This is a genomic window from Pseudomonas frederiksbergensis, assembly GCF_035751725.1.
In the GTDB taxonomy this organism is placed as follows: Bacteria; Pseudomonadota; Gammaproteobacteria; order Pseudomonadales; family Pseudomonadaceae; genus Aquipseudomonas; species Aquipseudomonas frederiksbergensis_A.
This window is the reverse complement of the sequence record NZ_CP142104.1, coordinates 4,675,148-4,696,850: the sequence shown is the minus strand read 5'-3', so window position 1 is coordinate 4,696,850 and position 21,703 is coordinate 4,675,148. Positions and strand designations below refer to the sequence as shown.

The following is a 21,703-nucleotide window of genomic DNA, read 5'->3' as shown; positions in this document are numbered from 1 at the left end:
CATGGCCAATCTGCGTATTGCGCTGGTGGCGGGTGAAGCTTCCGGTGACATCCTGGGGGCCGGCTTGATGCGCGCGCTCAAGGCGCAGCATCCCGCAGTCGAGTTCATTGGGGTCGGCGGGCCATTGATGCAAGCCGAAGGGATGGAATCCTACTTCCCGATGGAACGCCTGTCGGTCATGGGCCTGGTGGAGGTGCTCGGGCGCCTGCGCGAGCTGCTCGCTCGTCGCAAGAAGCTGATCCAGACGCTGATCGACGAAAAACCGGACGTATTCATCGGCATCGATGCGCCGGATTTCACCCTCAATATCGAACTGAAGTTGCGTCAGGCCGGGATCAAGACCGTGCATTACGTCAGCCCGTCTGTCTGGGCCTGGCGGCAGAAGCGGGTGCTGAAAATCCGCGAAGGCTGCGACCTGATGCTGACGCTGCTGCCATTCGAAGCCCGCTTCTACGAAGAAAAAGGCGTGCCGGTGCGGTTTGTCGGGCATACCCTGGCCGATACCATTCCCCTGCAAGCCGATCGCGAAGCGGCGCGCCAGGCGTTGGGCCTGCCGGATGGGCCGCTGGTAGCATTGATGCCCGGCAGCCGGGGCGGCGAAGTGAGTCGCCTGGGTGGCCTGTTTTTTGACGCCGCCGAGCGCCTGAGGGCAATGCGCCCCGGTGTACGGTTTGTCCTGCCGTGTGCCAGTGCGCAGCGTCGCGTCCAGCTTGAAGCCCTGCTGGTCGGTCGCGATTTGCCAGTGACGTTGCTCGATGGGCGTTCCCATGATGCGCTGGCGGCCTGTGACGCCGTGTTGATTGCATCCGGCACTGCTACCCTTGAGGCGTTGCTGTTCAAACGCCCGATGGTGGTTGCCTATCGCCTGGCGCCGCTGACGTTCTGGATTCTCAAGCGCATGGTCAAGAGCCCTTACGTTTCCTTGCCCAATCTGCTGGCCCAGCGCCTGCTGGTCCCCGAGCTGCTGCAAGACGATGCGACCGCCGACGCTTTGGCCAGAACGCTGTCGCCCTTGATCGATGGCGGCGCGGAACAGACTCGGGGCTTTGACGAAATTCATCGTACCTTGCGCCGCGATGCCTCCAATCAGGCGGCCGACGCAGTACTGACCCTGATCGGCGCAAAACCATGAGCAACGTAAAGCTACAGATGGGCCTGGATTTCAACCTGGTTGCCGAAGTGGAAGAGCTGGTGGCCGGTGTCGATGAAGTCGGGCGCGGGCCTTTGTGCGGCGCCGTGGTGACCGCCGCGGTGATTCTCGATCCGAAACGGCCGATCCTCGGCCTCGATGATTCCAAGAAACTCACCGAAGCCCGTCGCGAAAAACTTTACGAAGAAATCTGCGAGAAGGCCCTGAGCTGGTGCATTGCCCGGGCCGAAGTCGAAGAAATCGATGAACTCAATATCCTGCACGCCACCATGCTCGCCATGCAACGTGCAGTGCAGGGGCTGCATATCACGCCGAAGCTGGCGATGATCGACGGCAATCGTTGTCCGAAACTGTCGATGCGCGCCGAAGCGGTCATCCAGGGCGACGGCAAGGTACCCGCCATCGCGGCGGCCTCGATCCTGGCCAAGGTCAGCCGTGACCGGGAAATGGCCGCGTTCGAATTGATCTACCCGGGCTATGGCATCGGCAGTCACAAGGGCTACCCGACCCCCGTCCATCTGGAAGCCCTGGCGCGCCTTGGGCCTACGCCCATCCATCGGCGTTCGTTTGCACCGGTTCGGCTGGCTTATGAAGCTCGTGATGGGTTGGTCGTGAGCGAGGGGTTCACCTGATTCATCGTGGCGAGGGAGCTTGCTCCCGCTTGGGTGCGAAGCGCCCATAGGAAGGGGGCTGCTGGGCAGCCCAGCGGGAGCAAGCTCGCTCGCCACGGGCTCAATCTTCAAGAGAATGGGTTGCTGGCTGATGTTTTACCCAAGGCCCGGTACAATCCGGGCCTTGTTGTTTTCATGACTTAACGCAGGATCACTATGCCGGCTTCATTCGTTCATCTACGCCTGCACACTGAATACTCCCTCGTCGACGGTCTGGTGCGGATCAAGCCCCTGGTCAAGACGCTGGTGGGCATGAACATGCCGGCCGTGGCCGTTACCGACCAGAACAACATGTGCTCGCTGGTCAAGTTCTACAAGAACGCCATGGGCGCCGGGATCAAGCCGATCTGCGGTGCCGACCTATGGCTTTCGAACAAGGACCCCGACGCGCCGCTGAGCCGGATCAGCCTGCTGGTGATGAACGCCGTTGGCTACCGCAACCTTACCGAGCTGATTTCCCGCGGCTTTATCGACGGCCAGCGTAACGGTTCGATCATCATCGAGCGCGAGTGGGTGGCCGAAGCGAGCGAAGGATTGATCATGCTGTCGGCGGCCAAGGAAGGTGAAATCGGCCAGGCCCTGCTCAGCGGCAATGCCGAAGAAGCCGAGCAACTGGCCCGCGACTGGATGGCGGTGTTCCCGGATCGCTTCTACATCGAGGTCCAACGCACCAATCGCCCTAATGATGAAGAGCACCTGCACGCCGCCGTGGCCCTGGCCGACAAGCTCGGTGCGCCGCTGGTGGCGACCAATGACGTGCGGTTCATCAAGCAGGAAGATTTCGAAGCCCACGAAACTCGCGTCTGCATCGGTGAGGGCCGGGCCCTCGACGACCCGCGTCGGCCGAAAAACTACAGCGACCAGCAATACCTCAAGAGCGCCGAGGAAATGGCGGAGCTGTTCAGCGACCTGCCCGAGGCGCTGGAAAACACCGTCGAGATCGCCAAGCGCTGCAACATCGAAGTGAAGCTGGGCAAGCACTTCCTGCCCAACTTCCCGATTCCCGATGGCATGACCATCGATGAGTATTTCCGCAAGGTATCGTTCGACGGTCTCGAAGAGCGCCTCAGCGTCCTGCTTCCCAAGGACACCACCGAAGATTACGAAGCCAAGCGCCAGGTCTATGTCGATCGGCTGAATTTCGAGCTGGATATCATCATCCAGATGGGCTTCCCCGGTTACTTCCTGATCGTGATGGACTTCATCCAGTGGGCCAAGAGCAACGGCGTGCCGGTAGGCCCTGGCCGTGGGTCGGGCGCCGGGTCGCTGGTGGCCTACGTGCAGAAGATCACCGACCTCGACCCATTGGAATATGACCTGCTCTTTGAACGTTTCCTCAACCCGGAGCGGGTTTCCATGCCCGACTTCGACGTCGACTTCTGCATGGACGGTCGCGACCGGGTGATCGACTACGTGGCCGAGAAGTACGGTCGTAACGCGGTGAGCCAGATCATTACCTTCGGTTCGATGGCGGCCAAGGCTGTGGTGCGCGACGTGGCGCGGGTGCAGGGCAAGTCCTACGGCCTGGCGGATCGCCTGTCGAAGATGATTCCGTTCGAAGTCGGCATGACCCTGGAGAAGGCCTACGAGCAGGAAGAAATCCTGCGGGACTTCATCAAGGTCGATGAAGAGGCTGCGGAAATCTGGGAGATGGCACGCAAGCTCGAAGGCGTGGTGCGTAACGTCGGCAAGCACGCCGGTGGCGTGGTGATCGCACCGACCAAGCTCACTGACTTCTCGCCGATCTATTGCGATGAAGAAGGCGACGGCCTGGTCACCCAGTTCGACAAGGATGACGTCGAGGCGGCGGGCCTGGTGAAGTTCGACTTCCTCGGCCTGCGGACCCTGACGATCATCGACTGGGCATTGAAAACCATCAACCGCGACCGGGCCAAGGTCGGCGAAGAGCCGCTGGACATCGCCTTCATCCCGCTGGACGACAAGCCGACCTACAGCCTGCTGCAGAAAGCCGAGACCACGGCGGTGTTCCAGCTTGAATCCCGGGGCATGAAGGAGCTGATCAAGAAGCTCAAGCCCGACTGCCTGGAAGACTTGATCGCACTGGTGGCCCTGTTCCGTCCGGGGCCGCTGCAGTCGGGCATGGTGGATGACTTCATCAACCGCAAGCACGGCCGCGCCGAGCTCGCGTATCCGCATCCCGATTACCAGTACGATGGCCTCAAGCCGGTACTGGCTCCGACGTACGGCATCATCCTGTACCAGGAACAGGTGATGCAGATTGCCCAGGTGATGGCCGGCTACACCCTCGGCGGCGCGGACATGCTGCGTCGAGCCATGGGTAAGAAAAAGCCCGAGGAGATGGCCAAGCAGCGCGGCGGTTTCATCGAAGGTTGCGCGAACAACGGCATCGATGCGGACCTGGCGGGCAACATCTTCGACCTGGTGGAGAAGTTCGCCGGCTACGGCTTCAACAAATCCCACTCCGCCGCCTATGGCCTGGTGTCGTACCAGACCGCATGGCTGAAGGCTCACTACCCGGCGCCATTCATGGCGGCCGTACTGTCGGCGGATATGCACAACACCGACAAGGTCGTGACCTTGATCGAAGAAGTGCGGACCATGAAGCTGCGCCTCGACGCGCCGGACGTGAACGCTTCGGAATTCAAGTTCACGGTGAACGACGAAGGCCGCATCATTTATGGCCTCGGTGCGATCAAGGGCGTGGGCGAAGGTCCGGTAGAGGCCATCACCGAGGCGCGCCAGGACGGGCCCTTCAAGGACCTGTTCGATTTCTGCGCCCGGGTCGACCTCAAGCGCATCAACAAGCGCACCCTCGACGGTTTGATCCGCAGTGGCGCGCTGGACCGTCTGGGTCCGTATTTTCACGATGAGCCCAAGGCCTATCAGGCCAACATCGACCGCAATCGCGCGGTGTTGCTGGCGGCGATGGAAGAAGCGATCAAGGCGGCCGAACAGACCGCCCGCACTCATGACAGCGGCCACGCCGACCTGTTTGGCGGGCTATTCGTCGAGGAAGACGCCGATGTCTACGGTAACCATCGCAAGGCCAAGGAGCTGACCCTCAAGGAACGCCTCAAGGGTGAGAAAGACACCCTGGGCCTCTACCTGACCGGTCACCCGATCGACGAATACGAAGGCGAGATTCGCCGTTTCGCCCGTCAGCGCATCATTGACCTCAAGCCCGCGCGCGACACCCAGACCGTCGCTGGCATGATCATCGCGCTGCGGGTGATGAAGAACAAAAAGGGCGACAAGATGGGCTTCATCACCCTCGACGACCGCTCCGGACGCATCGAGGCGTCATTGTTCGCCGATGCGTTCCATTCGGCGCAGTCGTTGTTGCAGACTGATGCCATGGTCGTCGTGGAAGGCGAAGTCAGCAATGACGATTTTTCTGGCGGCCTGCGGCTTCGGGTCAAGCGTGTGATGAGCATGGAAGATGCCCGTACCAACCTGGCCGAGAGCCTGCGCCTGAAGTTGCAGACCCAGGACCTCAAGGGTGACCAGCTACGCTGGCTGGGAGAGTTGTTCAAGCGCCATCGCGGTGCGTGTCCAATCACCATGGAGTATGTGCGCCCCGACGCCAAGGCCGTGCTGCAGTTCGGCGAGGGGTGGCGGATCGACCCGGCGGATGCGTTGATTCAAGCCTTGCGTGACCAGTTCGGCAAAGACAACGTCTTCCTCCAATACCGTTGACGGCCAGGGGCCACTCCCATACCCGGAGCGCCCCTGACCTCGACTCGAATTTTTAATCTCGACCTGAACGCGCCTCTCCCTTAAGGTAGGGCGCGAATAGACAACCGGCCGGCCCAAGCTCTCTTGGACGTCGACCCAAGACGGACGCCTATGAACCCGAATTTTCTAGATTTCGAACAGCCGATCGCCGACCTTCAAGCCAAGATCGAAGAGTTGCGCTTGGTCGGTAACGACAATTCGCTGAATATCGGCGATGAAATCTCTCGGCTGCAGGACAAGAGCCGCACGCTGACCGAAGATATCTTCGGCAAGCTGACCAGCTGGCAGATCGCGCGTCTGGCGCGTCATCCGCGTCGGCCCTACACCCTGGACTACATTGAACACATCTTCACCGAGTTCGATGAGCTTCACGGCGACCGTCACTTCTCCGATGACGCCGCGATCGTTGGCGGCGTTGCCCGCCTGGACGACCAGCCGGTGATGGTGATCGGTCACCAGAAGGGTCGCGAAGTGCGCGAGAAAGTGCGCCGCAACTTCGGCATGCCGCGTCCGGAAGGCTACCGCAAGGCGTGCCGCCTGATGGAAATGGCCGAGCGCTTCAAGATGCCGATCCTGACCTTCATCGACACCCCGGGCGCCTACCCGGGCATCGACGCCGAAGAGCGCAACCAGAGCGAAGCGATTGCCTGGAACCTGCGCGTCATGGCTCGCCTGAAGACCCCGATCATCGCTACCGTGATTGGCGAAGGCGGCTCCGGCGGTGCGTTGGCCATTGGCGTCTGCGACCAGTTGAACATGTTGCAATATTCCACCTACGCGGTGATCTCGCCGGAAGGCTGCGCCTCGATCCTGTGGAAAACCGCCGAGAAGGCGCCGGATGCCGCTGAAGCCATGGGCATCACCGCCGAGCGCCTCAAGGGCCTGGGCATCGTTGATAAAGTGATCAACGAGCCAGTGGGCGGCGCCCACCGCGACCCTGCTGCAGCCGCGGCGCTGATCCGCGCTGAGCTGAGCTCGCAGCTGTCGATGCTCAAGAAGTTCGACAACGAAGCGCTGCTGGCTCGTCGTTATGAGCGGTTGATGAGCTACGGTCTCTGATCTGACCAAGCTTCCAACTGTTGGGGGGAGCCAATGTGGGAGCGGGCTTGCTCGCGAAAGCGGTTTAACATTCAACCCATGTGTTGACTGATCTACCGCCTTCGCGAGCAAGCCCGCTCCCACATTTGATTTGTGCCAAGGCTGAAACCCATGAATGCAAGCAACGATCTGCCAAGCCGCCTGCTGACCCAACTCATTCCCTGGCGCCACGCAGCCACCTGGCGAATCGCCTTCTCCGGTGGCCTCGACTCCACCGTCCTGCTGCACCTGCTCGTTTCCCTGGCCGAAAACCAATCCCTGCCGCCAATAAGCGCAATCCACGTTCATCATGGCCTCCAGGCCGTGGCCGACGCGTGGCCGGAACATTGTCGTCAGGTCTGCGACGCCTTGGGCGTGCCGCTGCAAGTGGCCTGCGTGGAGGTCCGGCCCGGCGCCAGCGTCGAGCGCGCCGCCCGGGACGCGCGCTACGCGGCTTTCATTGCCGCGACACAAGAGAACGACGTGCTGCTCACTGCCCAGCACCGCGACGATCAGGCCGAAACCCTGTTGTTCCGTTTGCTGCGTGGGGCAGGGGTACGGGGTTTGTCGGCGATGCCGAGGCAGCGTCCCTTGGGGCAGGGGCATCTGCTGCGGCCATTGCTCGATGTGTCCCGGGCGGAGTTGGAGGCATATGCCAGTCGGCATGGCTTGAGCTGGGTTCATGACCCCTCCAATGAGGATCATCGATACGCCCGCAATTTCCTGCGCCAGCGGGTCTTTCCGGTCCTCGCCGAGCAGTGGCCCCATGCATCGTTGACCCTCGCCCGCAGCGCCGCGCATCTGAGCGAGGCGCAAGGCTTGCTGGATGAGTTGGCGCAGATCGACCTGGAGCGGGCCCTGACCGTCAGCGCGTTCGATTGGCTCGGGCTGCGGTCGCTTGAATTGGCGCCTTTGCGGGCCTTGTCCCCCGCCCGCCAGCGCAATGCGCTGAGCCATTGGCTGGCGCCTGTGACGAGGTTTCCCGATAGCGACCATTGGGTGGGCTGGGACTCGTTGCGTGATGCCAGGGAAGATGGCCATCCCGTCTGGCGTCTCGCCGATGGGGAAATGCACCGGAGCGGCGGACGCATCTGGTGGTTATCCGACCACTGGTTGCAGCCAGTTTCCGGTCCCGTTGGATGGCCCCGGGTTGATCAGGTGTTGTCACTGCCCGGCAATGGCCGGGTGATCCTTCGCGGCGAAGCCCCCGCGGGAGCGCTTTGCATCCGCTATCGCCAGGGCGGCGAGGTCATGGAACTGCCGGGGCGCGGGCACCGGGACCTCAAGCGTTTGCTCAACGAAAACGGCGTGCCGGCGTTCGTTCGCGCTCGATTGCCTTTGCTGTATCGGGGCGAGCAATTGCTGGGGATTGCCAACCTCCCGATGTTGGATCGGGACGCTGACGGCAGATGGCAACTGATTTGGCAGCCATGAAAGCCAAGATCTGGGTTTGAGCTGAAAGGGGCTTTCCGGTAGACTACGCTCCCTTCTTGATACAACTTCTGTGGATTCGCCTGAATTGCAGGAGTTGCCGATTACCAAGCAGTCTTTGCTGGGCGATTCCAAAAAATGTGTAGCGAGCAACGTACCGGTGATTTCACCTCCGGTCTGTCCCGACGCGGCGGTTTTTTTGAAAGGTGCACTGTGATTAATGCAGGTGATCGGGGGCTTCGGCCTTCCTTCGCTTTCCCCGGCGGCTCGGACCGCTTTAACGCAGACTTCTAGGGTTTTTCATGACGCGCTACATATTCGTCACGGGCGGTGTTGTTTCTTCATTGGGGAAAGGCATTGCCTCGGCTTCATTGGCGGCCATCCTGGAGGCGCGGGGACTTAAGGTCACCATGCTCAAGCTGGACCCGTACATCAACGTCGACCCGGGCACCATGAGCCCGTTCCAGCACGGTGAAGTGTTCGTCACCCACGACGGCGCCGAGACCGACCTGGACCTGGGCCACTACGAGCGGTTCATCCGCACGACCATGACCCAGAACAACAACTTCACCACCGGCCGGGTCTACGAGCACGTGCTGCGTAAAGAGCGTCGTGGTGACTACCTGGGCGCGACCATCCAGGTCATCCCGCACATCACCGACGAAATCAAGCGCCGCATCATCAAGGGTGCCGGCGATGCCGACGTCGCGATGGTCGAGATTGGCGGCACCGTGGGCGATATCGAATCCCAGCCGTTCCTCGAAGCCATCCGCCAGTTGCGTTTCGAAATCGGCGCCAAGCGCGCGATGCTGATGCACCTGACCCTGGTGCCGTACATCGCCACCGCCGGCGAAACCAAGACCAAGCCAACCCAGCACTCGGTCAAGGAGCTGCGCTCCATCGGCCTGCAGCCGGACGTGCTGATCTGCCGCTCCGATCACCCGATCGACATCTCCTCGCGTCGCAAGATCGCCCAGTTCACCAACGTGGAAGAACGCGCGGTCATCGGCCTGGAAGACGCCGACACCATCTACAAGATCCCGGGCATCCTGCATTCCCAGGGCCTTGATGACTTCGTCGTCGAGCGCTTTGGCCTGCAATGCGCCAGCGCCGACCTGTCCGAGTGGGACGCCGTGGTCGATGCCAAGCTCAACCCCGAGCACGAAGTCACCATCGCGATGGTCGGCAAGTACATGGAACTGCTGGACGCCTACAAGTCGCTGATCGAAGCGATGAGTCATGCCGGTATCAGCAACCGCACCAAGGTCAACCTGCGCTACATCGATTCCGAAGACATCGAGAACCAGGGCACCGGCCTGCTTGAAGGCGCCGACGCGATCCTCGTACCGGGCGGCTTTGGCCTGCGCGGCGTGGAAGGCAAGATCACCGCGGTGCAATACGCTCGCGAAAACAAGGTGCCATACCTGGGCATCTGCCTGGGCATGCAAGTGGCGGTCATCGAGTTCGCCCGTAACGTGATGGGCTGGAAAGACGCCAACTCCACCGAATTCGATCGCGCCAGCGGTCACCCGGTCGTAGGCCTGATCACCGAGTGGGAAGATGCCACCGGCGCCGTCGAAGTGCGTACCGAGAGTTCGGACCTGGGTGGCACCATGCGCCTCGGCGCCCAGGAATGCCTGCTCGAAGCCGGCTCCAAGGTGCACGATTGCTACGCCAAGGACGTGATCGTCGAGCGTCATCGCCACCGCTACGAAGTGAACAACAACCTGCTGCCGCAGTTGATCGAAGCTGGCCTGAAAATTTCCGGTCGTTCCGGTGACGGTGCGCTGGTGGAAGTGGTCGAGGCTGCTGACCATCCATGGTTTGTTGCCTGCCAGTTCCACCCGGAGTTCACCTCGACACCGCGCGACGGTCATCCGTTGTTCAGTGGTTTTGTGAAAGCCGCTTTGGCTCAACACCAGAAAAAGGCATAAGACGATGGCCCAGAAGATCATTCGCGTCGGCGACATCGAGATTGCCAACGATAAACCCATGGTGCTGTTCGGCGGCATGAACGTGCTGGAAAGCCGCGACATGGCGATGCAGGTCTGCGAAGAATACGTGAAGGTGACCCAGAAGCTGGGCATCCCTTACGTCTTCAAGGCCAGCTTCGACAAGGCCAACCGTTCGTCGGTGACCTCTTACCGTGGCCCGGGCCTGGAAGAGGGGATGCGGATTTTCCAGGACATCAAGCAAGCCTTTGGCGTGCCGATCATCACCGACGTCCACGAGCCTGACCAGGCCGCGGTCGTCGCCGAAGTCTGCGACATCATCCAGTTGCCGGCCTTCCTGTCGCGCCAGACCGACCTCGTGGTCGCGATGGCCAAGACCGGCGCGGTGATCAACATCAAGAAAGCCCAGTTCCTCGCGCCCCAGGAAATGAAACACATCCTGAGCAAGTGCGAAGAAGCTGGAAATGACCAGTTGATCCTCTGCGAACGTGGTTCGAGCTTCGGCTACAACAACCTGGTGGTGGACATGCTCGGCTTCGGCATCATGAAGCAGTTCGAATATCCGGTGTTCTTCGACGTGACCCACGCGCTGCAAATGCCCGGCGGTCGTTCCGACTCCGCCGGCGGCCGTCGCGCCCAAGTGACCGACCTGGCCAAGGCTGGCATGAGCCAGTCCCTTGCGGGCCTGTTCCTTGAAGCCCACCCTGACCCTGACAACGCCAAGTGCGACGGGCCTTGTGCCTTGCGCTTGAACAAGCTGGAACCTTTCCTGTCTCAGCTCAAGTCGCTGGATGAGCTGGTCAAGGGGTTTCCGACGATAGAAACCGCGTAACGCGGTTTTCTCCGGTAAAGTACCGCTCGATAAACGCTCTGGCCTGCAGGCCGGGCGTTGTCGTCGGCGAGCCTGCCCGCTGCTCGATCCCCGCCGACGGTAAAAGATTTCCTCTCGCTGCGTCGTTTTCGTCAACTTTGGAGTGTTTACAACAATGGCAAAAATCGTCGACATCAAAGGTCGTGAAGTTCTCGACTCCCGTGGCAACCCCACTGTCGAAGCGGACGTGCTTCTCGACAACGGCATCATCGGCAGCGCCTGCGCGCCGTCCGGTGCTTCCACTGGCTCGCGCGAAGCGCTGGAGCTGCGTGATGGCGACAAGAGCCGTTACCTGGGCAAGGGCGTGCTGAAAGCCGTCGCCAACATCAACGGTCCGATCCGTGACCTGTTGCTGGGCAAGGACCCTGCCGACCAGAAGGCCCTCGACCAGGCCATGATCAAGCTCGACGGTACCGAAAACAAAGCCACCCTGGGCGCCAACGCGATCCTCGCCGTGTCCCTGGCCGCTGCCAAGGCCGCTGCCCAGGACCTGGACCTGCCGCTGTACGCGCACATTGCCAACCTCAACGGTACGCCGGGTGTCTACTCGATGCCGGTGCCGATGATGAACATCATCAACGGCGGCGAGCATGCCGATAACAACGTCGACATCCAGGAATTCATGGTGCAGCCGGTTGGCGCCAAGACCTTCTCCGAAGGCCTGCGCATGGGCACCGAGATTTTCCACCACCTCAAGGCCGTGCTGAAGGCCCGTGGCCTGAGCACCGCAGTTGGTGACGAAGGCGGTTTCGCACCGAACCTGGCGTCCAACGAAGATGCACTGAAAGTGATCTCCGAAGCCGTGGCCAATGCTGGCTACAAGCTGGGCACCGACGTGACCCTGGCCCTGGACTGCGCCGCCAGTGAGTTCTTCGAAGACGGCAAGTACAACCTGTCCGGCGAAGGCCAGGTGTTCACTGCCGAAGGTTTTGCCGACTACCTCAAGGGCCTGACCGAACGCTACCCGATCATCTCCATCGAAGACGGCCTGGATGAGTCCGACTGGGCTGGCTGGAAAATCCTCACCGACAAGATCGGCGAGAAAACCCAACTGGTGGGCGACGACCTGTTCGTGACCAACACCAAGATCCTGAAAGAAGGCATCGACAAGAAGATCGCCAACTCGATCCTGATCAAGTTCAACCAGATCGGCACCCTGACCGAAACCCTGGAAGCCATCCAGATGGCCAAGGCTGCCGGCTACACCGCCGTGATCTCCCACCGTTCCGGTGAAACCGAAGACTCGACCATTGCAGACCTGGCCGTGGGCACTGCGGCGGGCCAGATCAAGACCGGTTCGCTGTGCCGCTCCGACCGCGTTTCCAAGTACAACCAACTGCTGCGCATCGAAGAGCAGTTGAACGGCAAGGCCAAGTACAACGGTCGCGCCGAGTTTCGCGGTTAAGCGGTAAATGGTAAAAAGACAGCGGATTGCGTCGCAAAGGTCGCCAACATGGTGGTTTTGCCTCTAATCTGATGCCTTATCAAGCACAAGCCTGGATTTTCCAGGCTTCGTGCTATCAGACGCTTCAAGTTTGGCATGGCGGTCTTTTTTCACTGGATACCTGATATTCGATGCGCAGTCCCAATTGGTTGTTTCTCGTCTTGCTCTTGTTGCTGGCCGGCCTGCAGTACCGCCTGTGGGTGGGCAATGGCAGCCTGGCGCAAGTGGCCGAGCTGACTCAGCAAATTGCCGACCAGCACGCCGAAAACGAGGCATTGCTGGAGCGTAATCGAGTGATGGACGCCGAAGTGATGGAACTGAAGAAAGGCATGGAGACCGTCGAAGAGCGGGCTCGCCATGAGTTGGGCATGGTCAAGGAGGGCGAAACCCTCTACCAGTTGGCCCAATGAGCATTCGTCTACCGGCCTTCTGGGCCGTCATTCCTGCCGCGGGCGTTGGTGCCCGTATGGCTGCCGACCGCCCCAAGCAATACCTGCAACTGGGCGCACGCACAATTCTCGAACACAGCCTTGGCTGTTTCCTCGATCACCCGACCGTCAAGGGCGTGGTGGTCAGCGTTGCACCCGACGATCCCTATTGGCCGACCCTGGCCTGCGCCAACGACACGCGCATCCAGCGCGTTGACGGTGGCGAACAACGTTCGGATTCGGTGCTCAATGCGTTGCTGCACCTTCACGAGCAGGGCGCCGATGATTTCGATTGGGTGCTGGTGCACGACGCCGCCCGGCCGAACCTGGCCCGGGACGATCTCGATAACCTGCTCCATGAGTTGGCGAACGATGCGGTCGGCGGCCTGTTGGCTGTCCCCGCGCGTGACACCCTCAAGCGCGCCGACAAGCACGGTCGTGTACTGGAGACCGTTGATCGCAGCGTGATCTGGCAAGCCTATACACCGCAGATGTTCCGTCTCGGCGCCTTGCATCGGGCCCTGGCCGACAGCCTGGTGGCGGATGCGCTGATTACCGACGAAGCGTCCGCCATGGAATGGGCGGGGCAGGCGCCTCGGCTGGTCGAAGGGCGGGCGGACAACATCAAGGTCACCCGGCCGGAAGACCTGGAATGGTTGCGCCAGCGGTGGGCGAATCGGCGTTGAGCCGGATCTGTTCCCTCGGTGGATTTTCATCGTCTGGGGTGGCGCTAATCGCGAGCCAGCTCGCGATGGCGTCATCCCAGGCAACAAGACCCCTCCGTTACCCCCGATACTCCGGCCGCTCAGCCAACCCTTCCTTCAAATAATCCACCAGCTTGCGCACCTTTGGTGACAGATGCCGCTGCTGCGGATACAGCGCCCACACCGCCGTATTCGGTGGCTGATGAGCTTCCAGTAGCGAAATCAACGCACCGCTGTGCAAATGCCCGAGCACGTAATAGTCCGGCAGTTGGCACAAACCCACCCCTTGCAGCGCCGCATCGAGCACCGCTTGCCCACTGTTGCAGCGCCAGTTTCCCTGTACTCGCTGGGAAAACTCCCGCCCGTTCTGCTCCAGTTGCCACATGTCGGAGCTGCCGATCAGGCAGTTGTGGCGGCTCAGTTCCGACACGCTGTGGGGCCGGCCGTAGCGTTCCAGATAAGAGGGTGAAGCGCACAAGTACATGCGTCTGGGCGCCAGGCGCGTGGCCACCAGGCGCGAGTCCTGCAACCGGCCCAGGCGAATCGCCAGGTCCAGGCCTTCATGCACCAGGTCCAGCGGGCGATTGCTCAGTTCGATGTCCACCCGCAATTGCGGGTAGAGGCCCATGAAGCGGGTCACCAACGGCACGATAAATCGTTCACCATAAGCCACCGCGCAGGTCATGCGCAGCATGCCCTTGGGTTCGCTGGTCAAGTCGCCAACGGCCCGCAGTGCTTCCTCGCGTCCGTCCTGCAGGCGCTGGCAATGCTGCAAAAAGGTTTGTCCGGCTTCAGTCAGGGTCACCCGGCGGGTGCTGCGGTACAGCAAGCGTGTCTGCAGACGCTCTTCAAGCCGTACGATTTGTCGACTGATATGGGAAGACGACACCCCAAGACGTTCGGCGGCAGCAGTAAATTGGCTGCATTCGGCCACGGCAACAAACTCGTCGATGCCTTCCCAGCGGTTATCAGACATGAGTCGATTATCCCTGTGCAGCAATAATGTTTTGCTTTTGCCTGGATTATTCATTTTCCAGCGGAGGATTACACTCCCAGTCTTGTATTTATTTGCTGGAGAATCCGGATGATCAAGTCGCGCGCTGCCGTTGCCTTCGAGGCCAAGAAACCCCTGGAAATCGTTGAAGTCGACGTGGCCATGCCCAAGGCGGGCGAAGTGCTGTTGCGCGTGGTGGCCTCCGGTGTCTGCCACACCGACGCCTACACCCTGTCGGGCGCCGACCCGGAAGGGATCTTCCCGTCGATCCTGGGCCATGAAGGCGGCGCCATTGTCGAAGCCATTGGTGAAGGCGTGACCTCGGTGGCCGTGGGTGACCATGTGATCCCGCTGTACACGCCGGAATGCGGACAGTGCAAATTCTGTAAGTCGGGCAAGACCAACCTCTGCCAGGCGATTCGCGCCACCCAGGGTAAAGGCCTGATGCCAGACGGCACTTCGCGCTTTTCCTACAAGGGCGAGACGATTTTCCACTACATGGGCACCTCGACATTCTCCGAATACACCGTGCTGCCGGAGATTTCCGTCGCGAAGATTCAAAAAGAAGCGCCGCTGGAAAAAGTCTGCCTGCTGGGCTGTGGCGTCACCACCGGCATCGGTGCGGTGCTTAACACCGCCAAGGTCAAGCCGGGTGACACCGTGGCGATCTTCGGCCTGGGCGGCATCGGCCTGTCGGCGGTGATCGGCGCCGTGAAGGCGAAGGCCGCGCGCATCATCGCCATCGACATCAACCCGGCCAAGTTCGAAATCGCCAAGCAGCTGGGCGCCACTGATTGCGTCAACCCGAAAGACTTCGACCGTCCGATCCAGGAAGTCATCGTGGACATGACGGATGGCGGCGTGGACTTTTCCTTCGAGTGCATCGGCAATGTGCAGTTGATGCGTGCCGCGCTGGAATGCTGCCACAAGGGTTGGGGCGAGTCGGTGATCATCGGCGTGGCCGGTGCCGGCCAGGAAATCGCCACCCGTCCATTCCAACTGGTGACCGGGCGCGTCTGGCGCGGTTCGGCCTTTGGCGGCGTGCGCGGTCGCAGCGAATTGCCTAGCTACGTGGACATGGCCGAGAAGGGCGAGATCCCGCTCGATACCTTCATCACCCACACCATGGGCCTGGAAGATATCAACAAGGCCTTCGACCTGATGCACGAAGGCAAGAGCATCCGTACCGTCATTCATTTCTGAGGTCAGTCATGAGTCTGGAAAACATCTCTTGCCAGAAAAGCTTCGGCGGCTGGCATAAGCGTTACCGGCACCGTTCCGAAGTGCTCGGTTGTGACATGGTGTTTGCCGTGTACCTGCCTCCGCAAGCCGAGCAGGGCGGCAAGTTGCCGGTGCTGTATTGGTTGTCCGGATTGACCTGCACCGACGAGAACTTTATGCAAAAGGCCGGTGCCCAGCGCATGGCCGCCGAGCTGGGCCTGATCATCGTCGCGCCGGACACCAGTCCCCGTGGCGCCGATGTGCCGGGCGATCCGGACGGCGCGTGGGACTTCGGCCTCGGGGCAGGGTTCTATCTGAATGCCACGCAGGAACCTTGGGCGCGGCACTATCGGATGCATGACTATGTCGTGCAGGAATTGCCGACGTTGGTCGAAGCGCATTTCCCGGCTTCGGATAAACGCGGTATCAGCGGACATTCCATGGGCGGCCACGGCGCGCTGGTCTGCGCCTTGCGCAACCCGGGGCGTTACCGTTCGGTGTCAGCCTTTTCGCCGATCAACAATCCGATGGATTGCCCATGGGGCCAAAAGGCTTTCTCCCGTTACCTGGGAGAAGATCGCTCGAAGTGGCGGGAATGGGATGCCTGTGCGCTGATTGCCGAGGCGCATGAGCGGCTGCCACTGCTGGTGGATCAAGGTGATCGAGATGATTTCCTGGCCAACCAGCTCAAGCCCGATGCCCTGCAACAGGCGGCCAAGACTGCCGGCCATCCGCTGGAACTGCGCTTGCAACCGGGCTATGACCACAGCTACTTCTTCATCGCCAGCTTCATCGATGATCACTTGCAACATCATGCACGCGCTCTAGACGCCTAATGCAGGTAGAATCACGCCCTGACAAAAATCGGGGCGTTTTTTTATGCGTATTGGCCACGGCTACGATGTTCACCGTTTCGCTGAAGGCGACTTCATTACTCTGGGCGGCGTGCGGATCGCACACGGCTTCGGGCTGCTCGCGCATTCTGACGGTGATGTCCTGCTGCACGCCTTGAGCGATGCACTGCTCGGCGCGGCTGCCCTGGGTGACATCGGCAAGCACTTCCCCGACACAGACCCGCAATTCAAGGGCGCCGACAGCCGCGTGCTACTGCGCCATGTGGTTTCGCTGATCCACGCCAAGGGCTGGAAAGTCGGCAATGTCGATAACACCATTGTCGCCCAGGCCCCCAAGATGGCGCCGCACATCGAAGCGATGCGCCAAGTGATCGCCGAGGATCTTCAAGTTGAGCTGGACCAAGTGAACGTGAAAGCCACCACCACCGAGAAGCTGGGCTTCGTCGGTCGCGAAGAAGGCATTGCCGTCCATTCCGTTGCCTTGTTGCTGCGCCCATGACCGAACTGGAACTGTTGGGGCCGCGGGCCTATGGAGAGTCGTTGGGCAGCGCTGTACTCAAGGCCAGCGCTGAAGATTTCCAAGTCGATGAAGTGCTCGACATCCCGTTGACCGGCGACGGTGAGCACCTGTGGATCTGGGTGGAAAAACGTGGCTTGAACACCGAGGAGGCTGCACGGCGAATCGCCAAGGCCGCCAGCGTGCCGTTGCGTACCGTCAGCTACGCCGGGCTCAAGGATCGCCAGGCCCTGACCCGCCAGTGGTTCAGCGTCCAATTGCCGGGCAAGGCCGATCCGGACTTGTCGGCGGCAGAGAACGACACGCTGAAGATCCTCAAGACCGTCCGCCACAAGCGCAAGCTGCAGCGCGGCGCGCATTCGGCCAACGGCTTCACCTTGCGCCTGACCCAATTCAAGGGCGACGTGGCGGCGATCGAAGCACGCCTGCAACAGATTATCCGTCAGGGGATCCCCAACTATTTTGGTGCCCAGCGCTTCGGCCATGACGGTGGCAATGTCGTCGATGCCCGCACGTGGGCTGCCCGCAAAGCCTTGCCGGAGCAACGCAATGTGCGTTCGCGCCTGCTGTCCACGGCGCGCAGCTTCCTGTTCAACAAAGTGCTGGCGGCCAGGGTGGCCGACGGTACCTGGCAACGTGCCCAGGTGGGTGATCTGCTGGCCTTCACCGACAGCCGGAGTTTCTTCCCGGCCGGGGAGGCCGAATGCAGCGATCCGCGCCTGGCGATTCTAGATCTGCATCCGACCGGCCCCCAATGGGGCGAGGGACCTTCGCCCGCCGCCGGCGTGGTCTTCGAGTTGGAGCAGGCCGTCGCCCAAGGCGAAGCGGATCTGCGCGACTGGTTGATAAACGCGGGAATGAGTCACGAACGTCGCATCCTGCGACTGCCCATTGGCGGGTTGTCGTGGCATTATCCCGAGCCTGACATTCTGCAATTGGAATTCGTCCTGCCGGCCGGATGTTTCGCCACTGTCTTGGTGCGCGAACTCGTCGATCTGGTGCCAGCAGGGCAGACGGACAGCCCATGCGTATTCTGATCTCTAACGACGACGGGGTGACAGCACCCGGTCTTGCCGCGCTATATGTTGCGCTGGCGGATTTTGCCGAGTGCGTGGTGATTGCCCCGGACCAGGACAAGAGCGGCGCCAGCAGTTCGCTGACGATTGACCGTCCGCTGCACCCTTGCTACCTGGATAACGGTTTCATCAGCCTCAACGGTACACCCACCGATTGCGTGCACCTGGGCCTCAATGGCTTGCTGGAGCGCGAGCCGGACATGGTGGTCTCAGGTATAAACCTGGGCGCCAACCTGGGCGACGACGTGCTGTATTCGGGCACGGTCGCCGCAGCCTTGGAAGGTCGTTTCCTGAACAAGACGTCCTTTGCCTTTTCGTTTGTTTCACGGCAGGTCGACAACTTGCCAACCGCCGCCTACTTTGCCCGCAAGCTGGTAGAAGCCCATGGCGAACTGGACCTGCCACCGCGCACGGTGCTGAACGTGAACATCCCGAATCTGCCACTTGATCATATCCGTGGCATCCAGCTCACTCGCCTGGGCCATCGTGCCCGCGCCGCCAAGCCGATGCATGTCGTCGACCCGCGCGGCAAGGCCGGCTACTGGATCGCCGCTGCTGGCGACGCCGAAGATGGCGGGCCGGGTACGGATTTCCATGCCGTGATGCAGGGCTATGTCTCGATCACGCCGTTGCAGCTCGATCGCACCTTCAATGATGCCTTTCGACACCTTGAAGGCTGGCTGGAGGGGCTGCACTGATGGCTCGTGAACAAGACGATATGCTGCGCCGTGGAATCGGCATGACCTCCCAGCGTACCCGGGAACGGTTGATCCAGCGGCTCTACGAGGAAGGGCTGTCCAACGCCCAGGTACTGGAAGTGATACGTCGCACGCCAAGGCATCTATTCGTCGATGAGGCCCTGGCCCATCGTGCCTATGAAGATACTGCGTTGCCGATCGGCCATAACCAGACCATTTCCCAGCCATATATGGTGGCCCGCATGAGCGAGTTGCTGCTCGAGGCGGGGCCGCTGGACAAGGTGCTGGAGATCGGGACGGGGTCAGGCTATCAGACGGCGGTGTTGTCGCAGTTGGTCGAGCGGGTTTTTTCCGTGGAGCGGATCAAGGTGTTGCAGGATCGCGCCAAGGAACGCCTCGTGGAACTGAACCTGCGCAACGTGGTATTTCGCTGGGGCGACGGTTGGGAAGGTTGGCCGGCGCTGGCGCCTTACAACGGCATCATTGTCACGGCGGTTGCTACTGATGTACCGCAGGCTTTGCTGGATCAGCTCGCGCCTGGCGGGCGCTTGGTCATCCCGGTCGGCGCGGGCGAGGTCCAGCAACTGATGTTGATCGTGCGCGAAGAACACGGTTTTTCACGGCACGTCCTTGGAGCGGTTCGTTTTGTGCCGTTGCTCAATGGGCCGTTGGCCTGAGCATTTATGATCGGTGCTGAATTCCAAGACGCGGACCGTGTCTTACGGCAGCACCTGTCGGTCGGGCGCCGGTTTGCCAAATAACGTTGAACAGCGTCGAGCAAACGTGTGCGAGCGTCCTTTGCGCTTCCTTTATAGAAGCAGGATGTCGGTCACCCACAGGGCAACATATCTGCCTGGACAGGCAGTTTCGAATTTCTTCAGCCACCACAAAGGGAGCGGCGGGTGAGTCTCACAGTCATTGCGCAGCGTATGGGTATCACGAGCTTAAAGCGCCTGGTGACTGGCCTTCTCTTGAGTACCTTGCTGGTCGGTTGTTCCAGTACGCCTTCGGGTAACGTCCGGGTGGTCGATCGCAACAACGCGACACCGCAACGGCCTACCGTAACGACCGGCCAGTATGTAGTCCGTCGCGGCGATACGCTGTTTTCCATCGCTTTTCGCTACGGCTGGGACTACAAAGCCCTCGCGGCTCGGAACAATATTCCTGCGCCATATACGATCCATCCAGGTCAGACAATTCGCTTTGACGGTCGCAGCGGTTCAACGCCTACGGCGGTCGTCACGCAGTCGGGTTCGACGCCTTCGTCCTCGAGTAAAACCACGGTTATCCGTCGTCCGGTCGGTCCCACCACGGCGACTATACCGTCCGTCGCGAACAAGCCGGCGCCCGCTCCGATGCCTCCGGCAGGCCCCGCCCCGACTGGCTGGGGATGGCCTTCTAATGGCGTTCTCATTGGAAAATTCTCTTCAAACGGTAGTTTGAATAAAGGAATTGATATCGCCGGGGATTTGGGACAGCCTGTTTTTGCCGCGTCTGATGGCACGGTTGTGTACGCCGGGAGTGGTTTGAGGGGCTACGGCGAACTCGTGATCATCAAACACAGCGATACCTACGTCAGTGCCTACGGTCACAACCGCAGGCTGTTGGTTCGGGAGGGGCAGCAGGTCAAGGTCGGGCAGACAATTGCCGAAATGGGATCGACGGGTACAGACCGGGTGAAACTGCATTTTGAGATTCGCCGACAAGGTAAGCCTGTAGATCCGCTGCAATTCCTGCCACGTCGTTGATTTGCATGTCAGCCTGTTCCGTCACGTAGAGGGAACAGGCTCCAGCGTTGCCAAGGATAAAGGCGTCGCTCGAGCTTGAGGTCGAACTCACCAAAGGACTATAACAATGGCTCTCAGTAAAGAAGTGCCGGAGTTTGACATCGACGATGAGGTTCTCCTTATGGAGGCCGGCATCGCTATGGATTCGATGTCGAATGATGAAGGGGCGACTCCACCTTCCGTTCGTGCCAAATCCAAACACTCCGCTTCACTTAAACAACATAAGTACATCGACTACACACGGGCGCTGGACGCCACTCAGCTGTACCTCAACGAAATCGGTTTCTCGCCGCTGCTCTCCCCCGAGGAAGAAGTTCATTTTGCGCGCCTATCGCAAAGTGGCGACCCGGCTGGTCGAAAACGCATGATTGAAAGCAACCTGCGCCTGGTGGTGAAAATCGCCCGACGTTACGTCAATCGTGGGCTTTCGCTGCTGGACCTGATCGAAGAGGGCAACCTGGGCCTGATTCGCGCTGTCGAGAAATTCGACCCCGAGCGCGGTTTCCGTTTCTCGACCTATGCGACCTGGTGGATCCGCCAGACCATCGAACGGGCAATCATGAATCAGACCCGGACCATCCGGCTGCCGATTCATGTGGTCAAGGAGCTGAACGTCTACTTGCGGGCTGCCCGTGAGTTGACCCAGAAACTCGACCATGAGCCTTCGCCTGAAGAAATCGCCAACCTGCTGGAAAAACCGGTGGGCGAGGTCAAGCGCATGCTTGGGCTCAACGAGCGGGTTTCCTCGGTGGACGTTTCCCTGGGTCCGGACTCGGACAAGACGTTGCTCGATACCCTCACGGACGATCGACCTACCGACCCGTGCGAATTGCTGCAGGACGATGACCTGTCCCAAAGCATCGACCAATGGCTCTCGGAACTGACCGACAAGCAACGGGAAGTGGTGATTCGCCGCTTCGGCTTGCGCGGGCATGAAAGCAGCACGCTGGAAGATGTGGGCCTGGAGATTGGTTTGACCCGTGAACGGGTTAGGCAGATCCAGGTTGAAGGCCTCAAGCGTCTGCGGGAGATCCTGGAGAAGAACGGCTTGTCGAGTGAGTCGCTGTTTCAATAACGCTCAACAAGCGCAGCAGAGAAAGCCCCGACTGGT

The 21,703-nt window shown here is 60.8% G+C and carries 18 protein-coding genes and 1 pseudogene; 18 read left to right on the top strand and 1 reads right to left on the bottom strand.

What is annotated here, in order from left to right:
• Nucleotide 1 precedes the first annotated feature (1 nt).
• From lpxB to ispD, 10 genes and pseudogenes are all read left to right on the top strand, one after another.
• Complete coding sequence (lpxB, locus tag VQ575_RS21000) at nucleotides 2-1,132, top strand: lipid-A-disaccharide synthase (protein ID WP_325918355.1); 1,131 nt, start codon at nucleotides 2-4, stop codon at nucleotides 1,130-1,132.
• A complete protein-coding gene (gene rnhB, locus VQ575_RS20995; protein WP_039591974.1) occupies nucleotides 1,129-1,782 on the top strand; it encodes a ribonuclease HII in 654 nt (217 codons plus the stop codon). Before lpxB ends, rnhB begins: the two co-directional genes overlap by 4 nt.
• A 195-nt stretch (nucleotides 1,783-1,977) precedes the next feature.
• Nucleotides 1,978-5,499 (top strand): DNA polymerase III subunit alpha, encoded by a 3,522-nt coding sequence (gene dnaE, locus VQ575_RS20990; protein WP_039591973.1) that lies wholly within the window; start codon nucleotides 1,978-1,980, stop codon nucleotides 5,497-5,499.
• 150 nt (nucleotides 5,500-5,649) lie between these two features.
• The gene (locus VQ575_RS20985) at nucleotides 5,650-6,597 is read left to right on the top strand and encodes an acetyl-CoA carboxylase carboxyltransferase subunit alpha (protein ID WP_039591972.1); all 948 of its coding nucleotides are present in this window, start codon (nucleotides 5,650-5,652) and stop codon (nucleotides 6,595-6,597) included.
• Nucleotides 6,598-6,747: 150 nt separating this feature from the next.
• A pseudogene (gene tilS, locus VQ575_RS20980) lies at nucleotides 6,748-8,074 on the top strand (tRNA lysidine(34) synthetase TilS).
• Nucleotides 8,075-8,348: 274 nt separating this feature from the next.
• Nucleotides 8,349-9,980, top strand: a complete 1,632-nt coding sequence (locus VQ575_RS20975) for a CTP synthase (RefSeq protein WP_030139477.1) — start codon at nucleotides 8,349-8,351, stop codon at nucleotides 9,978-9,980.
• 4 nt (nucleotides 9,981-9,984) lie between these two features.
• Nucleotides 9,985-10,830, top strand: a complete 846-nt coding sequence (kdsA, locus tag VQ575_RS20970) for a 3-deoxy-8-phosphooctulonate synthase (RefSeq protein WP_030139476.1) — start codon at nucleotides 9,985-9,987, stop codon at nucleotides 10,828-10,830.
• 154 nt (nucleotides 10,831-10,984) lie between these two features.
• Nucleotides 10,985-12,274 carry a phosphopyruvate hydratase gene (gene eno / locus VQ575_RS20965; RefSeq protein ID WP_039591969.1) on the top strand — a complete coding sequence of 430 codons (1,290 nt, stop codon included), beginning with the start codon at nucleotides 10,985-10,987 and terminating at the stop codon, nucleotides 12,272-12,274.
• A 170-nt stretch (nucleotides 12,275-12,444) separates the two neighbouring features.
• Nucleotides 12,445-12,723: a cell division protein FtsB gene (ftsB, locus tag VQ575_RS20960; protein ID WP_030139474.1), complete on the top strand. Its 279-nt coding sequence runs from the start codon at nucleotides 12,445-12,447 to the stop codon at nucleotides 12,721-12,723.
• Nucleotides 12,720-13,427: a 2-C-methyl-D-erythritol 4-phosphate cytidylyltransferase gene (gene ispD / locus VQ575_RS20955; protein WP_325918352.1), complete on the top strand. Its 708-nt coding sequence runs from the start codon at nucleotides 12,720-12,722 to the stop codon at nucleotides 13,425-13,427. Before ftsB ends, ispD begins: the two co-directional genes overlap by 4 nt.
• Nucleotides 13,428-13,524: 97 nt before the next feature.
• On the opposite strand, the gene VQ575_RS20950 is transcribed toward ispD, so the two are convergent.
• Nucleotides 13,525-14,421: a LysR substrate-binding domain-containing protein gene (locus VQ575_RS20950; protein WP_039591967.1), complete on the bottom strand. Its 897-nt coding sequence runs from the start codon at nucleotides 14,419-14,421 to the stop codon at nucleotides 13,525-13,527.
• A gap of 108 nt (nucleotides 14,422-14,529) precedes the next feature.
• Between VQ575_RS20950 and VQ575_RS20945 the strand changes: the two genes are divergently transcribed.
• The 8 genes from VQ575_RS20945 (at nucleotide 14,530) to rpoS (ending at nucleotide 21,667) form a co-directional block, all read left to right on the top strand.
• Nucleotides 14,530-15,642, top strand: a complete 1,113-nt coding sequence (locus VQ575_RS20945) for an S-(hydroxymethyl)glutathione dehydrogenase/class III alcohol dehydrogenase (RefSeq protein WP_039591966.1) — start codon at nucleotides 14,530-14,532, stop codon at nucleotides 15,640-15,642.
• Nucleotides 15,643-15,650: 8 nt separating this feature from the next.
• Nucleotides 15,651-16,496, top strand: a complete 846-nt coding sequence (fghA, locus tag VQ575_RS20940) for an S-formylglutathione hydrolase (protein ID WP_045155190.1) — start codon at nucleotides 15,651-15,653, stop codon at nucleotides 16,494-16,496.
• Between the two features lie 43 nt (nucleotides 16,497-16,539).
• Nucleotides 16,540-17,013, top strand: coding sequence for a 2-C-methyl-D-erythritol 2,4-cyclodiphosphate synthase (gene ispF, locus VQ575_RS20935; RefSeq protein WP_039591964.1), 474 nt, complete (start codon nucleotides 16,540-16,542; stop codon nucleotides 17,011-17,013).
• Nucleotides 17,010-18,068: a tRNA pseudouridine(13) synthase TruD gene (gene truD, locus VQ575_RS20930; RefSeq protein ID WP_039591963.1), complete on the top strand. Its 1,059-nt coding sequence runs from the start codon at nucleotides 17,010-17,012 to the stop codon at nucleotides 18,066-18,068. Before ispF ends, truD begins: the two co-directional genes overlap by 4 nt.
• Nucleotides 18,056-18,805, top strand: coding sequence for a 5'/3'-nucleotidase SurE (gene surE, locus VQ575_RS20925; RefSeq protein WP_039591962.1), 750 nt, complete (start codon nucleotides 18,056-18,058; stop codon nucleotides 18,803-18,805). Before truD ends, surE begins: the two co-directional genes overlap by 13 nt.
• A 41-nt stretch (nucleotides 18,806-18,846) precedes the next feature.
• A complete protein-coding gene (locus VQ575_RS20920) occupies nucleotides 18,847-19,482 on the top strand; it encodes a protein-L-isoaspartate(D-aspartate) O-methyltransferase (RefSeq protein WP_161796107.1) in 636 nt (211 codons plus the stop codon).
• A 225-nt stretch (nucleotides 19,483-19,707) separates the two neighbouring features.
• A complete protein-coding gene (locus VQ575_RS20915; protein WP_039591960.1) occupies nucleotides 19,708-20,553 on the top strand; it encodes a peptidoglycan DD-metalloendopeptidase family protein in 846 nt (281 codons plus the stop codon).
• Nucleotides 20,554-20,659: 106 nt separating this feature from the next.
• The gene (gene rpoS / locus VQ575_RS20910) at nucleotides 20,660-21,667 is read left to right on the top strand and encodes an RNA polymerase sigma factor RpoS (protein ID WP_003184855.1); all 1,008 of its coding nucleotides are present in this window, start codon (nucleotides 20,660-20,662) and stop codon (nucleotides 21,665-21,667) included.
• Nucleotides 21,668-21,703 lie beyond the last annotated feature (36 nt).

Coding starts and splice junctions, on each gene's coding strand:
- lpxB (WP_325918355.1), top strand. CDS start 2: ATGGCCAATCTGCGTATTGCGCTGGTGGCGGGTGAAGCTTCCGGTGAC.
- rnhB (WP_039591974.1), top strand. CDS start 1,129: ATGAGCAACGTAAAGCTACAGATGGGCCTGGATTTCAACCTGGTTGCC.
- dnaE (WP_039591973.1), top strand. CDS start 1,978: ATGCCGGCTTCATTCGTTCATCTACGCCTGCACACTGAATACTCCCTC.
- VQ575_RS20985 (WP_039591972.1), top strand. CDS start 5,650: ATGAACCCGAATTTTCTAGATTTCGAACAGCCGATCGCCGACCTTCAA.
- VQ575_RS20975 (WP_030139477.1), top strand. CDS start 8,349: ATGACGCGCTACATATTCGTCACGGGCGGTGTTGTTTCTTCATTGGGG.
- kdsA (WP_030139476.1), top strand. CDS start 9,985: ATGGCCCAGAAGATCATTCGCGTCGGCGACATCGAGATTGCCAACGAT.
- eno (WP_039591969.1), top strand. CDS start 10,985: ATGGCAAAAATCGTCGACATCAAAGGTCGTGAAGTTCTCGACTCCCGT.
- ftsB (WP_030139474.1), top strand. CDS start 12,445: ATGCGCAGTCCCAATTGGTTGTTTCTCGTCTTGCTCTTGTTGCTGGCC.
- ispD (WP_325918352.1), top strand. CDS start 12,720: ATGAGCATTCGTCTACCGGCCTTCTGGGCCGTCATTCCTGCCGCGGGC.
- VQ575_RS20950 (WP_039591967.1), bottom strand. CDS start 14,421: ATGTCTGATAACCGCTGGGAAGGCATCGACGAGTTTGTTGCCGTGGCC.
- VQ575_RS20945 (WP_039591966.1), top strand. CDS start 14,530: ATGATCAAGTCGCGCGCTGCCGTTGCCTTCGAGGCCAAGAAACCCCTG.
- fghA (WP_045155190.1), top strand. CDS start 15,651: ATGAGTCTGGAAAACATCTCTTGCCAGAAAAGCTTCGGCGGCTGGCAT.
- ispF (WP_039591964.1), top strand. CDS start 16,540: ATGCGTATTGGCCACGGCTACGATGTTCACCGTTTCGCTGAAGGCGAC.
- truD (WP_039591963.1), top strand. CDS start 17,010: ATGACCGAACTGGAACTGTTGGGGCCGCGGGCCTATGGAGAGTCGTTG.
- surE (WP_039591962.1), top strand. CDS start 18,056: ATGCGTATTCTGATCTCTAACGACGACGGGGTGACAGCACCCGGTCTT.
- VQ575_RS20920 (WP_161796107.1), top strand. CDS start 18,847: ATGACCTCCCAGCGTACCCGGGAACGGTTGATCCAGCGGCTCTACGAG.
- rpoS (WP_003184855.1), top strand. CDS start 20,660: ATGGCTCTCAGTAAAGAAGTGCCGGAGTTTGACATCGACGATGAGGTT.